This is a genomic window from Paraburkholderia bannensis NBRC 103871, assembly GCF_000685015.1.
In the GTDB taxonomy this organism is placed as follows: Bacteria; Pseudomonadota; Gammaproteobacteria; order Burkholderiales; family Burkholderiaceae; genus Paraburkholderia; species Paraburkholderia bannensis.
Map to the genome: position 1 here is coordinate 1 of NZ_BAYA01000005.1, position 13,264 is coordinate 13,264.

A 13,264-nucleotide genomic window follows, 5' to 3' on the forward strand; every position below is an offset into this window, starting at 1 on the left:
CTGCCGATTTCGTTTTCGACGTTGGTCAGGCTCGTGTCCAGGCCGCTGAGCGCGCCGCCCACGTTGTCATACGTCGAGCCCTGCACGGTATAGCTGGGAGCCGATACGCCGCTGCCCGGCGTGTAGGTCGAGCCGCCACCCAGCGCGCTGGCAACCGTCGAACCGGTTGCGTTCGATGCGCTCGCGACCGAGTACAACTGCGAGCCGTTGATCGCATCGGTCGAAGTTGCGGACACGACGCCCGCCGCCACGTTCTGGATCTGGCGTTCCGCGCCCGCGGCGCCCACCGAGACCACCGAAGTCGGCGCCGTCGCCGCTGCCGTGCCGCCCGTCAGATCGAACGTGCCCGTATGCGGCGCGGCAGTCGTCGAGTTCGAACCGAGTGCGACATCCGATGCGTTGTTCGCCACGGCGTTCGTGCCCAGCGCGACGCCGTTCGTCGCCGCGCCCTGAACCACCGCGCCGCTACCGAGCGCCACGCCACCCGCCGCATTGGCCTGCGACGCATTGCCGAGCGCGACCGCGCCGATGCCGTTGGCGACCGTGCTGTCGCCGATAGCCACCGCGCCGTCGCCGGTGGCGGTATTGTTCGCGCCGATGGCGACCGCGCCGTTGCCGGTCGCGACGTTCGGATCGCCCAGGGCCACGGCGCCATTGCCGCTGGCCGTCTGGCCTTCGCCCAGCGCGACTGCGCCCGTGCCGCTCGTCACCTGCGAGTTGTGTCCGCCTGCGATCGAGCCGGTGCCAGCCGCTGCGGCGACGGTGACGCTATTGCCAAAGGCCACCGTCTCCGCCGCCAGCGCCTGCGCTGACGGCCCCATCGCGGTCGCGCCCGCGGCCGAGGCGATGGCGGCATAGCCGACCGCCTGCGAGAAGGTGCCGCTGGCCGTGGCAGTGCCGCCCAGCGCCGTGCTGCCCGCTGCCGTCGCGCTCGAATTGATGCCGAGCGCCGACGCGTTGAGCGCGGTTGCCTGTGCGCCAGCGCCCAGCGCGAGCGTGGAAACGCCGCTAGCCTGCGCGGCATTGCCAAGGGCAATGCCGTACTGTGCCGACGCCACTGCGCCGTTACCCATCGCAATGGAACTGTCTGCGCTCGCCGTCGAGTTGATGCCATAGGCTTGAGAGTTCGCCCCGCTGGCGAGATCGTTGGAGCCTAGCGCCACGGAGTTGTCGCCGCTTGCCTGCGTACCCGAGCCCGGCACGCCAGCCGTACCGCCCCAGCCGATCGCGACAGCGGCCGTCCCGGAGGCGCCGCTGTTGGCGCCGATGGCGATGCCCGACGCGCCGCTGACCGAAGCACCCGAGCCGATGGCCGTACCTGCTGCAGCAGTCGCAGTCGTGACCGCCTGGTTGCCAAAAGCAATGGAATCGGATCCGGCAGCAGTCGCCTGCGGTGCCAATGCCGCTGAGTTATCTCCGGACGCCGTCGCGAAAACACCTAGCGCCACTGCACGACTACCAGAGGCAATCGTCGCGGCGCCCAGCGCAGTCGCACCGCTTCCACTTGCCGTTGCGTGCTCACCCAATGCTTCGGCATTTCCCCCTGACGCCTCGGCATCAAATCCGATGGCCGTCGATCCGCTTCCTGCAATTGCTGTACAGCCAATTGCGACGCCGTTGAGCACCGCCGAGTTAGCGGCACACGTGCTCCCGTTCACAATCACGGAACCGTTGGCCTGCGCCATCGCGGCACCGGGCAGGGCCGCCAGGACGAGACTGAGAACAGAAACAACCGGCCGCAGTTTCAGCGAGTCGGCAGCGCCGGATCCATTTGAATTCAGACGATTTTTTGACTTTCCAGCCATAAGGGCCCCACTCCGGGTTATCGGCTTCTGATTGATTTCGAAAAAATGCTTAGCATGACTACTCAATACGTTCCGCAATGGACGTCATGCGGCGCATCGAGTTATTGCTGTGGACTGGTCAAACCACCGAGAGCGTGCGGCCTGGAAATTCTTATGACGTCGGCGCTTGAGGCGCGTGAAATCGTCGTGATTCCCGGCCGCTTTTTATGCTTCAGGAATCATTCAAAGAATCGACGACGGTGTTTCCGACTCCGTTTCCAATACCTACCAAATCTTTCAGGGACGAATAATATTGGCAGTCTGACGAAAGAAAAACTGAACTTTTGTCAACTTTTGAAAGGACTCGCGGCAGCGGATACGTGCCGGGATACAGGCGGCGCGTGCTGGACAAAAATCGCTAAACCACCGTGCAGACAGGTGCCAAAGGCCACAGAGGGGCAGCCAATAACGCATTCCGATCCAGTGCGCAACCGGGCACTGTGGCTTGAAATACACAAATATTCAGGAAGGTTTTGAAATCGACGTTTTAACAGGTTCACAAGCCTGAAAAACCAAATCGAATCAGCAGGCTAAAAAACCTGCCCATATTTGAAACGGCCTCTTTGAAATGGGCCGAATACATCAATCCGCATTTTTATCGGCAATGTCACGCCGGAGTTCACAATTGTTCACAAACGAATGTGTCCCACCCAAATAAGATCCTGACCCGTGTGTCCGGCATCACGCAAAAGGAGATGACTCAGTGCACATTCTGGTTGTAGAGGACGATCCCGTTCAGGCTGAAGGGGTGGCCGGTGTCCTGTCACGGCTCGGTTATTCCGTGCACTTCGCGCGCGACGGTGAAAGCGCGATCCGGGCATTGCGCGTACAGCCTATCGACGCGGTCGTGCTCGACTGGCACTTGCCGAAAATGTCGGGAATCGATGTGCTGCACTGGATCAGGAACGGCGTCGGCGGCACGTATGGCGTGCTGCTATTGACGAGCCGCGTTGAAGAATGCGATGTCGTCACCGCCCTTGACGCCGGTGCCGACGACTACCTCACCAAGCCGTTCAGGCCCGACGAGCTCGCCGCACGCATGAAGGCGCTCACCCGCCGCGCCGCGCGCAAGGGAGCGCCGCAGAGCCTGCTCAAGGCCGGTGAATATGTGCTTGACCGCCAGGGCCGGTCGGTGTCGCTGCGCGGCAAGGCCATCGACTTCACGCCCAAGGAATACGACGTCGCGGCCGCGCTGTTCAACAATCTCGGCAAGATCATGTCGCGCGACATGCTGGCGAAAACCGCGTGGGGGCGCGAAATGGACTCGCGCTCGCTCGACACGCACGTCTACCGGATCCGCCAGAAGTTGCAGTTGCGCCCGGAAAATCGCCTGCGTCTGTCTTCGGTCTATACCGTCGGCTACCGGCTCGACGAAATGGCGGCGGCCGAAACGGGCCTCAATGGCGACCAGGTTGTCGTCGGCGAATGCCTGTAGCGCCGCTCTGGACGCCACCCGCCTTACCTCTCTCTTGGCGTAGCGAAACCCCGTCGCTGCGTCTTTTCGGCCGACGCATTGCGCGTCGGCCGCTTTTTCCTTTTCCCTTTCCTCAGCCTTCAACACCCAATCATTCGCTATCCGAATCAAGTGGCACGGCCGCTTCAAGACGGTATCCGGCCGTATAGACCGAGGTAAGACGTACACCGTTTTCCGGACGCAGCTTCAACTTCTGCCTGATGCGATAAATATGCGTGTCAAGCGAGCGGGATTCCGCGCCGAGTTCGCGTCCCCATGCGGTCATTGCCAGCAACTCGCGCGACAGGATTTTTCCGAAGTTATTGAAGAGCGTCGCGGCAAGCTGATATTCCTTCGTGGTCAGCGCAATATCGGTGTCGCGTAGCGCGATCGTCCTGGCCCGTGGATCCAGCACGTATTCTCCCGCCCGTACGACCTTGTCGTTTGCGTGGCGAACGATGCGGCGCACCAGCGCCTGGACACGCGCCACCAGTTCATCGGAGCGGAACGGTTTGGCAAGGTAATCGTCGGCGCCAGCCTCCAGTGCGCGAACCACATCGAGCTCCTGAATCCGGCTGGTCAGGAACAACACGCCGTATTCCGCGCCGACGCCTTCGCGTATCCAGCCCAGAACCTCAATGCCGCTTATGCCGGGCAAATGCCAGTCGAGCACGACAGCGTCGACGCTTTCAGCCTGCAAAAAGCGAATCGCCGCTTCGCCATCGTTGACGACGCTGACCATGAAGTCATGCCGCGACAATACGCCCGCTACGGCCTGCGCCTGAACCGGATCGTCCTCGACAATCAAAATATGCATGCTTTGTATTCCGAACATCCCGTTGCAGCCACCCACACTTATCCCAGCCTCGGCAGGCGAACCGTAAATACCGTCCCTTTGCCCAACGCCGAGCGCACAAAAACACGGCCGCCCAGCGCATCGACCACGGACTTCACGAACGCCAGTCCCAACCCGTGGCCAGACCAGGCCCGCGCGTGTTCGAGCTGGCCGAATTCATGAAATAGCCGCCGGATGTCGGCTCTGGCAATGCCAATACCCTGATCGACCACCGACACCTTGAAGTGCTGTCGCGTCACCGACAGACGCACGCGGATCGCCGACGACGGCGGGCTGTACTTGATCGCGTTGCCGATCAGGTTGCCGAACGCGCGACGCAGAAGCTGGGTATCGGCAATGGTGTTGACGCCAGGCTCGGCGATCAGGTTCACTTCGATCGATTTCGCGCTGGCTTGCGGCCAGAAGTCATCGACCGCATCGCCGAGCGCCAGCGCCGGATCCACGCGGCTCAAATTGGGCGCGACCGATTCAGCACGCGCGAGAAATAGAAAATCGTCCGAAAGGCTCAGCGCCGTCGTCGCATAGTGTTCGACCAGTTCGACGAACTGTTTCTGCGCGAGGCGCGGCGGATCCTGGCGCATCTGCTCGACGAGCGCGAGCAAGGCGGCTTGCGGCGAACGCATATCGTGCGACATGAAGCGCAGCGCCATGTCTCTCTGGCGCTCGGCGCGTCGAATCGAAGACAGGTCGGTGACGTAAAAGATCAGTGCGCTGCCGCGATCGGCGCCAGGACGAATCAGTGCGCACTTGATCAGCAAGGAACGCCCGTCGCGCGCGCTCGTAATTTCGATCCCCTGCGAAAGCAGGCTCGTGGCGCTCACGGGCAGCGTCTTGCCGCCGTATTGCAGTTCGAGCAGCGCCAGCGCCTGCTTCACGAAATCGACCGCACGATGCGAAGCGGTGATGTCGAACAGGACATCGGCGGCCTGACGCCCCGTCGGCGACGCACTCACGCCATTGCCGTTCGGCTGCAAGGGCAGCGCGACGACCTGTGCGTTGGCCAGCAGCACCGTGCCCGCATAGTCCGCCACGAGCGTGGCTTCAGGCAGTGTATCGACCCAGTCCGCGACGAGTTCGCGATAGCGATGCACACGCTCGACCAGCGACGTCATGACCTCCAGACGATGCTGGATCGGATCGACAAAGCGCCGGATGCGCGTCGAGCCTGGCGGCAAGGTGGATTCCCGCAGCGACCTCGCCGTTTCGCGCGCCAGGTAGCCAAGCAGCGCCTCCTGGCGCCGCCACGCCCATAACGGCCACGCAATCAGGCAGGTTACGACCCCGACCGCGGGCGCAAGGAACACGTGTCCCAGCCGCATCGCCAGCCAGGCGGCCAGCACGTTCATGCAGGCAAGCCCCGCCGAGACACACAGGCTCCAGCGCGGCCCCAGCAGATAGAGCGCGAGACAGGCGAACGGCACGACACCCAGGTCGAAAAAGAGCTGCTCCCAGAAACGGGCCGGCTTGATGAGCGTGGACGTTGCGAGCGCATTGGTTGCTTGCGCAAGGAATTCGACCCCACTCAAGGACGCGCCATCGACCAGCGGGGTCGGAAGGCGTTCGTCATAGCCGCTGGCCGTCACCCCCACCAGCACCACGCGCCCACTCAGGAAACTGGCGGGAATGTGCCCTTCCAGCACGTCGAGATACGACACGCTATCGAACGCAGGCTCAGCGCCCAACGGCACATAGCGCACGCAGCCCCTGCCGCCGGCGCGCTCGCTCGCTTGATCGTCCCTGCTGCAGATCGGCACCGCATCGCCCGCGGCACGCAGCACGAGTGCTGCGATGTGGCCATCGGCCTGTTGCACGCCCGACCAGAGCTGCACGCTTCGATACAGGCCGTCGCTGTCCTGCCGCGCACCGGCAAAGGCCCGCCCATAGCTCGACCGGATCAGCAGCTTGTCGCCGTCGGTATGCGGCGCGGGCAGCGGAATCACCACCTTGCCGTTGCGCCGCACAGCGGCCACGAGCGGCATCAGTTCGGCGGTCGAGGCGCTGCCTTCGGCGCGCCCCCACGGCACGAGCCCCACGGCCGCGACGCCGCTGTCCGTCAGCCGGTTGAGCAGGCGCGCGTGAATGCTGGGCGCAAGCGGCAGGCGTCCGAGCGCGGACACCGTGCGATCGTCGATCGCGATGACGAGGACGCGCCGGGGCGCGACCTGATGCAGGGAACGCGACGCGATATCGAGGAAAGCAAGGTCGGCGCGATGCAGCGCCCGCGTACAGGAAAGCGCGAGGCAGGCAATGACCAGCGCGGCGAGCAGCCCGGGCCACTCGCGCGAAAGATCCGGGTGGGTGCGCCCGGATGACGTGCGAGCGCCGCGCAAGGGCTGGCGCGCACCGAAGAAGAACCGGCCTCTCATTTCAGCGCGGCGGCACCGTCATGCGGCGGGAATCGTGCGGCGCACGGATGCGGTTGCGCGATGCGCCTGCTGAGCGAATGCAGCGAAATTGTGACACCGGTGAATCTCAACTCTTTGGACTTCGGATTGCTTCGCACGATCGCGAAACCTTGGCTGGAGCCTGAATTATCCAAATAGTTAAGCGGTCGTCAGCATTTGTCACAAAATGAAACAAATTGTCCATTTGTCAGACGTTTGCGCGCGCAACCAAGTGGATTCAAGGAAATTTCCCGTCAATTTCCGTTTAAGTCACCGATATTAAATCCCCTTGAAAACAGTTTAATTTCCTTAAAAATAAACGGGAAATACGCAATAATAAAATGACCCGATTGACGATTCGTTCTCGCATCCAGGCAATGCAAAGCCCCAAGGACGCTTTTGTCATCAGGTTCGATGTGTTAGTCTCGACGGCGCAATACCCGTTGCGCATAACCGCACGCCCCCAACGCAAACGAAAGTGTCGACGTAGTCCACGCCAGCTATCTGTCTATGCGAGTTCCGGTCAAACAAAGGTTGAGTTCGCTCTGGCGCACCGCTCGTGTCCCATTCGACGGATCGCCATCGACTCAAGAGATGCCCCTGCGTCATCCTCGATGCCTGTTGAGCGATGCAGAACTCGGACTGGAACGCGGCGAGTTCTTCTTCGTCGCCCAGCCGATTTTGCGCCTGCACGAGAAACGGCTCTCGGGCTTCGAATACCTGATGCGATGGCGGCACCCGGACGACGGCGTGCTTGCGCCCGCGCGCTTTATCAGCGTCGTGGAAGATTCGGCACTGGCCCGCCGCTTCACGGAAATGCTGATCGAGCGCGCCGCCGACACGCTGCAACGATGGAAGCGCTCCGGCCACGGCGATCTCTGCCTGGCGATCAATCTTGGCGCGGCGGAACTGGCAAGCGCCGACCTGCCGCAACGCATCCGGTCGATTTTCGCGGCACGCGAAGTCATGCCCGCACGACTGGAAATCGAATTGACGGGCGCGGTTCAACCCGATTGTCTGGATCGCCTCGCCGAGGCCATTCGCGCGGTGCAGGCCATCGGCACACGGGTCGCCCTCGACGACCTGGGCGGCGGCTATAACTCCTTGACCCTGCTTCAGCAACTGCCCGCCGATATCGTCAAGTTCGATCGCTCGTATCTTGCGAACGTGCCTGCCGACAGCGAAGCCACGCGCATGATCGAAATGCTCGTCAAGTTCGCGCATGCACAGGGCAAGCAGATCGTGCTTTCCGGCGTGGAAACGCAGGAGCAGTTTGCCTGGGCCCAGTCGCTGCGCGAGGTGGATGTGCAGGGCTTTTACATCGACAAGCCGCTTGACGAGGCGCGCATCGGCGAATTGATCGACCGTTACGACGCCTCGTCTGCCAGCGTCCAGACAATGCCTCCTACCAGCGAATCAAGGCCGCTCCCCAGGTAAAGCCCGACCCCATCGTCGGCGTGAGAACCAGGTCGTTTTCCTTGATGCGTCCGTCGGCCACCGCTTCGCTGAGCGCGAGCGGGATCGACGCCGCCGATGTATTGCCGTGATGATCGACGGTCAGCACGACTTTCTCCATCGGCAGATGCAGTTTCTCGCCCAGCGTCTGCACGATGCGCTGGTTCGCCTGATGCGGTACGACCCAGTCGAGATCGTCCTGGCTCAGGCCGTTCGCGGCGAGCGCTTCCTGCGAAGCCTCGGCGAGATTCACCACTGCATGCAGGAACACTTCGCGCCCCGCGAGATGCATCGTGCCCGCCGTCTGCGTGGACGACACGCCGCCGTCGGTCTGGATCTTGTCCTGGTGCCGCCCGTCCGAATGCAGGTGCGTGGAGAGAATGCCGCGCGGCGCGCCATCGGTGTGGCGCTCGGCGCGCAGCACCACCGCGCCCGCACCGTCGCCGAACAGCACGCAGCTATTGCGGTCTTGCCAGTTCACCACACGCGACATTGTCTCCGCGCCAATTACGAGCGCCGTGCGCGCCTGGCCAAGCCGGATCATGTTGTCCGCCACCGAAAGCGCGAACACGAAGCCCGAGCACACCGCCTGCACGTCGAACGCCGCGCCGCCGTTCATGCCGATCGCCGCCTGTACCTTCACCGCCGTCGAAGGCATGGTGTGATCGGGCGTGCAGGTCGCGAGTACGATCAGGTCGACGTCGGCGCCACGGATACCCGCCTGCTTGAGCGCCGCATTCGCCGCGCCGGTCGCGAGATCGGAGGTAAGCTCGCCACGCGCTGCGATGCGCCGCTCCTTGATGCCCGTGCGCTGGACGATCCAGTCGTCCGTTGTGTCGACCATGCGCGCGATGTCCAGGTTCGTCATGCGGCGCTCGGGCAGCGCAGAGCCGCAGCCGACCACACGCGAGATCCAGCGGCCCGCGCCGTTGATTTCCGCCATCCTCAGCACTCCCTCAGTATTCCCTACGCACTCCGATTAAATTTGGCGTCGCGCCGGGCGAGCACAAGACACGCACCGGCGCGAAGGTCTTACCAGCTACCCGCGCTGGCCGCATCGTCCGGCTGCGCATCGGCCGTCTCCGGCTGAACGCGCGAAACCAGATAGTCGGCCAGCGATGCGAAGGTCGGATAGTCGAACAGCACAGTATCGTCAATCTTGATCTTGAGCCGCTCTTCCAGGAAGAACGCGAGTTCGACCGAGTGCATCGAATCGAATCCCGCATCGGCGAAGGTCTGGTCGAGATCGGTCGGCACCTGGAGATGATTCGCTTCCGTCCATTCCTGGATCCAGACGAGGATCGCCTGCGCGGTCACCTTGGATCCGTTGACGGTTGCGGCTTGGAGTTGGTCGCTCATGACGTCGATTCCCTAAAGTCAGATGGTGGAAAGTGAAGGTGATGCATGGACATTGCCGACGCGGTCGACGTTGATGCCGGGCAGCGCGGCGAGCCGTCGCGCGGACGGTTCGCGCACGATGGAGTTGTGGTCGTCATCGAACGCGCTCACCGTAATGCCGCCGCGCGTGAGCATGCGCAGATGCTGCGCCGCCTGTGCGGCCGACACGCCGTTCTCGTTGCGCGTCGCGAGCGCATATTCGATACGCGCATTCACCTGGCGCGGACGATGACGCGCCAGCGCCGCCGCGCTCGCTGCGTGCAGCCGGGCGAGGTGTGCAAACGTATCGGCGTGTGCGCGGCGTCGCACGTCCGCGAGATGGAAGTCCTGATCCAGCATCGCGTCGAAGCGCGCGTCGGCGAGCCATCGATCCACGAGTTGCGCCTCGTCCAGCGCCTCGAAGTCGCTCGCGAGCTGGCGCAGCCGGATCGCAAACGCGCCCTCGAAAAGCGGGCTGTCGACGAGCAGCAGCGGCGGCGAACCCGTGCCCTGTGCTTCCCATTGCGCCGCCATCTCGTGCGCGACGATCCCGCCGAACGACCAGCCGCCGAGCAGATCGGGCTGCTTGCCATACGTATTGAATAGCGCCGCGCGATAACGCGCCGCGAGTTGCCCGATCGAGAGATACACCGGCACGCGGTGCTGGTCGGCATACGGATGACGGAACGCGACGATGGTCGGATCGCCGGGCCACGCTGCGGCCAGTTCCTCGTAGCACAGCACGTCGCCGCCAACGGGGTGCACGAGCGCGACAAGCGGCCCGTGACCCTCGCGCAAGGTCACGACAAGCGCGCGATCGTCGTCGCCTGCCTGCGGTACTTTTGTGGCTTCGCGGGTCGCCCCGGCGCTTGCCTCGCCGTACCACGCGGCCAATGAATCGATCGACGCGCCGCGTGCAAGCATCGACATCGGCGGCATCTTGCCAAAACGCTGATGCAGCCGGACGCGCATTTCGGTCAACGCGAGCGAATCGAGTCCCTGGCTGACGAGAGAATGCGCATCGGCCAGACTGACGCCCTCCGATGCCACCGAAGCGGCTATCGTGCGTATCGCAACGAGCAATGCCTCAGCGTTGACTTCGGTTATGCCTTCTTGCGCGGATTGAGCCGCTTGCGCGACGCCGTCACCCACGGCAGATTCATAGGACTGCTGCGCAACGCGGCGCGTGGCAGCAGTGCCCGTCGTGTTGGCAAACGGCAACTCGAAGCGCTCGGCGTCGAAGCAATAGCCGGGCGCTTCAGCCGCGCGCGGCGCGTTGCCGTAGAGCTTGCTCCACGCGAGCGTCTGCCCCGCGCCGTACAGATGCGCGCAGGCATGGGCGAAGCCGGTGTTTTCAGTTTCGTCGTCGCCTTCAGGGCCATCGGCAAGCGACGCAATCGCACTCTGCCAGTCACCGCCCGAAGCCGCGCGAGCGAGCCTCGCAAGCGCCGCGCCGGGGCCGACTTCGACAAACAGCGTCTTGCCGTCGCACGCCGCGAGCAACGCTTCGTGAAATCGCACCGGTTGTTCGACGAGATCGAGCCAATGATCGACGGTCGCGATCGACCCGGTCGCGAGCGCGCCCGTGAGCGTGGACACGATCGGGATGGCGCACGGCTTGAACGTCAACGGTTCCAGCGCTGCCCGGAAGGCTTCGCGCATCGAACGCAGCATCGGCGAATGGCCCGGCGTGCCGTAGGTCTTGAGCAGCGAGACACGCCTGCCCGCCGCCACCATCGCTTCCTGCACCTTCGCCACGGCTTCCTGGGTGCCGCTCACGACGGTCTGCTCCGGGGAGTTGATGCCCGCCACGAACAGGTCTTCGCCAAACGCAAACTGCTTGCCGATCTCATCGGCACTGGCCGCGACGGCGAGCATCGCGCCCACCGGCGTCGCGCTGTCGAACAGGCGCCCGCGCGCCTCGACGGCCTTGATGCCGTGCGCCAGCGTCATGACGCCGCCGATCACGGCCGCCACGTGCTCGCCCAGCGAATGCCCGATCAGCAGGTCGGGCTGCACGCCCAGATCCATCCACGTCCGCGCAAGCGCGTAGCACACGCTGAAGTGCGCAAGCTGGCCCGGATGATGGCGCACCGAAACGGCGTCGCGGCCATGCATCGCATCGAGTACGGCGCGCGCCGTGTCCGGGTCGAGATGGCGCAGGCACGCGTCCACATGTTTGCGGAAAAAGCCGTTGCCTTCGTAAAGCTCGCCGCCCACACCCGGCTGCCACGCGCCCTGCCCAGGCACGAGGAACGCGAGACGCGGCTTGCGGGCCTGCTCGCCGGCATGCCATTGGCCCGTGGGATTGCCCGCGAGGAAAGCGTCCAGGCCAGCGATGAAGTCCGCCTGCGTCGAGCCGACCAGCGCCACGCGATGATCGAAGTGATCGCGCCGCACGCTCGCCGTATGGCATGCGTCGCGCAGCGGCGTGGGCGTGCCGGCAAGCCAGTCACGCCACGCAGCCGCCAGGCGCTGGCGAGCCTGCGGCGTGCGCGCGGAAAGCGTCAGCACCCGTTCGCGGGCAACATTTGCAGCGACATTCGCAGCGGTATCCGGCGAATTCGTTGGCTCGGGCGCGGCCAGGATCATGTGCACATTGGTGCCCGTAATACCAAAACCGCTGACGCCGACCAGGGCCTCGCCATCGTCGAGCACCGTGCTGTCTCGCACGACGTCGAGTTGCGCGCCTTCCCAGTGAAAGCGCGGATTCGGCGTCGTGAAGTTCACCTGGGCAGGCACGCGGCGATGACGCAGTATCAGCATCGCCTTGATGAAACCGGCCATGCCCGCCGCGCCTTCGAGGTGGCCGACCTGGGACTTCACCGAGCCGACCAGAATCGGCCTTGCACGCGCCATGTCGCGCGCGTAGACGTTTCGGAGTGCGGACAATTCAATCGGATCGCCGAGCGACGTGCCGGTGCCGTGTGCCTCTACATACGCAACGGACTGCGCCGCCACCCCCGCGCGCGCCAGTGCGCGCCGGATCACCGCTTCCTGGGCCGCGCCATTGGGCGCGGTCAGGCCATTGCTCGCGCCGTCGCTATTGAGCGCGGAACCGGCCAGCACGGCATCGATGCGGTCGCCGTGCGCCTGCGCGTCGTCCAGCCGCTTCATGACGATCGCGCCGCCGCCCTCGCCGCGAATATAGCCATCGGCCAGCGCGTCGAACGGACGGCATTGCCCCGATGGCGACATCGCCTGAAGCCGCGCGACGCCAATCGTTTCCTCGGGCCCGAGAATCAGGTTCACGCCGCCCGCAATCGCCACATCGCAGTCGCCCGCTTGCAGACTTTGCGCGGCCAGGTGAATGGCGACGAGCGACGACGAGCAGGTCGTATCGACAAAAATCGCCGGCCCGTTCAGGCCCAGCACATGCGCGACGCGCCCCGGCGCCATCGCCCGTAAATTGCCGAGCTTCGAATAAGTCGTGATGCCAGCCGGGTCTCCCGACCAGACCGTGCGGCGGCCATAATCGGCCTCCCCGGTCGTCATGAACACGCCGACGTTCTTGCCGCGAAGCTGGCCCGGCGCATAACCCGCATTCTCCAGTGCCGACCAGGCGAGTTCGAGCATCCAGCGCTGCTGCGGATCCATTTCCACGGCTTCGGCTGCGGACGTGCGAAAGAACTTGTGGTCGAAGAAAAACGGATCGTCGACATAACCGGCGACGCGCGAATAAGTCGTGCCCGGCTCGTCGGGATCCGGTGAATAGAACGCGTCGATATCGAAGCGCTCGCGCGGCGTCTCCCGGATCGCGCTGCGCCCTGAATTGAGAAACGCCCAATAACTCGAAGCGCAGGACGCGCCGCCCGGAAAGCGGCACGACATGCCGATGATGGCGACCCGTCTTGCGGGTGCGCTGGACTGGTTCATTGCGGACTCGCTGCTCGAA

The 13,264-nt window shown here is 64.2% G+C and carries 7 protein-coding genes and 2 pseudogenes; 2 read left to right on the forward strand and 7 right to left on the reverse strand.

Features of this window, described 5'->3' with window-relative positions; genetic code table 11:
• Both BBA01S_RS40630 and BBA01S_RS48615 read right to left on the reverse strand, forming a co-directional pair.
• Positions 1–1,400: pseudogene (locus BBA01S_RS40630) on the reverse strand (adhesin); the annotation flags it as partial.
• 27 nt (positions 1,401–1,427) lie between these two features.
• Positions 1,428–1,805 (reverse strand): annotated as a pseudogene (locus tag BBA01S_RS48615) (hypothetical protein); the annotation flags it as partial.
• A gap of 742 nt (positions 1,806–2,547) precedes the next feature.
• Between BBA01S_RS48615 and BBA01S_RS08805 the strand changes: the two are divergent.
• Positions 2,548–3,279: a response regulator transcription factor gene (locus BBA01S_RS08805; protein WP_027816097.1), complete on the forward strand. Its 732-nt coding sequence runs from the start codon at positions 2,548–2,550 to the stop codon at positions 3,277–3,279.
• Positions 3,280–3,409: 130 nt separating this feature from the next.
• On the opposite strand, the gene BBA01S_RS40635 is transcribed toward BBA01S_RS08805, so the two are convergent.
• Complete coding sequence (locus tag BBA01S_RS40635; protein ID WP_042296540.1) at positions 3,410–4,114, reverse strand: response regulator transcription factor; 705 nt, start codon at positions 4,112–4,114, stop codon at positions 3,410–3,412.
• Positions 4,115–4,152: 38 nt separating this feature from the next.
• Positions 4,153–6,519, reverse strand: coding sequence for a CHASE2 domain-containing protein (locus BBA01S_RS40640; RefSeq protein ID WP_052391708.1), 2,367 nt, complete (start codon positions 6,517–6,519; stop codon positions 4,153–4,155).
• Positions 6,520–7,158: 639 nt separating this feature from the next.
• Between BBA01S_RS40640 and BBA01S_RS40645 the strand changes: the two genes are divergently transcribed.
• The gene (locus tag BBA01S_RS40645; protein ID WP_063750532.1) at positions 7,159–7,974 is read left to right on the forward strand and encodes an EAL domain-containing protein; all 816 of its coding nucleotides are present in this window, start codon (positions 7,159–7,161) and stop codon (positions 7,972–7,974) included.
• On the opposite strand, the gene BBA01S_RS08825 is transcribed toward BBA01S_RS40645, so the two are convergent.
• From BBA01S_RS08825 to BBA01S_RS08835, 3 genes are all read right to left on the reverse strand, one after another.
• The gene (locus BBA01S_RS08825) at positions 7,943–8,935 is read right to left on the reverse strand and encodes a beta-ketoacyl-ACP synthase III (RefSeq protein WP_027816098.1); all 993 of its coding nucleotides are present in this window, start codon (positions 8,933–8,935) and stop codon (positions 7,943–7,945) included. The two genes, BBA01S_RS40645 and BBA01S_RS08825, sit on opposite strands and share 32 nt — an antisense overlap.
• Positions 8,936–9,024: 89 nt before the next feature.
• Positions 9,025–9,351 (reverse strand): acyl carrier protein, encoded by a 327-nt coding sequence (locus BBA01S_RS08830; protein ID WP_027816099.1) that lies wholly within the window; start codon positions 9,349–9,351, stop codon positions 9,025–9,027.
• A gap of 18 nt (positions 9,352–9,369) precedes the next feature.
• Positions 9,370–13,245: a type I polyketide synthase gene (locus BBA01S_RS08835; RefSeq protein ID WP_027816100.1), complete on the reverse strand. Its 3,876-nt coding sequence runs from the start codon at positions 13,243–13,245 to the stop codon at positions 9,370–9,372.
• Between the last annotated feature and the right edge of the window lie 19 nt (positions 13,246–13,264).

Excerpts from the sequence above, each read along its gene's own strand:
- BBA01S_RS40635 (WP_042296540.1), bottom strand. The coding sequence starts at position 4,114 with ATGCATATTTTGATTGTCGAGGACGATCCGGTTCAGGCGCAGGCCGTA.
- BBA01S_RS40640 (WP_052391708.1), bottom strand. The coding sequence starts at position 6,519 with ATGAGAGGCCGGTTCTTCTTCGGTGCGCGCCAGCCCTTGCGCGGCGCT.
- BBA01S_RS08825 (WP_027816098.1), bottom strand. The coding sequence starts at position 8,935 with ATGGCGGAAATCAACGGCGCGGGCCGCTGGATCTCGCGTGTGGTCGGC.
- BBA01S_RS08830 (WP_027816099.1), bottom strand. The coding sequence starts at position 9,351 with ATGAGCGACCAACTCCAAGCCGCAACCGTCAACGGATCCAAGGTGACC.
- BBA01S_RS08835 (WP_027816100.1), bottom strand. The coding sequence starts at position 13,245 with ATGAACCAGTCCAGCGCACCCGCAAGACGGGTCGCCATCATCGGCATG.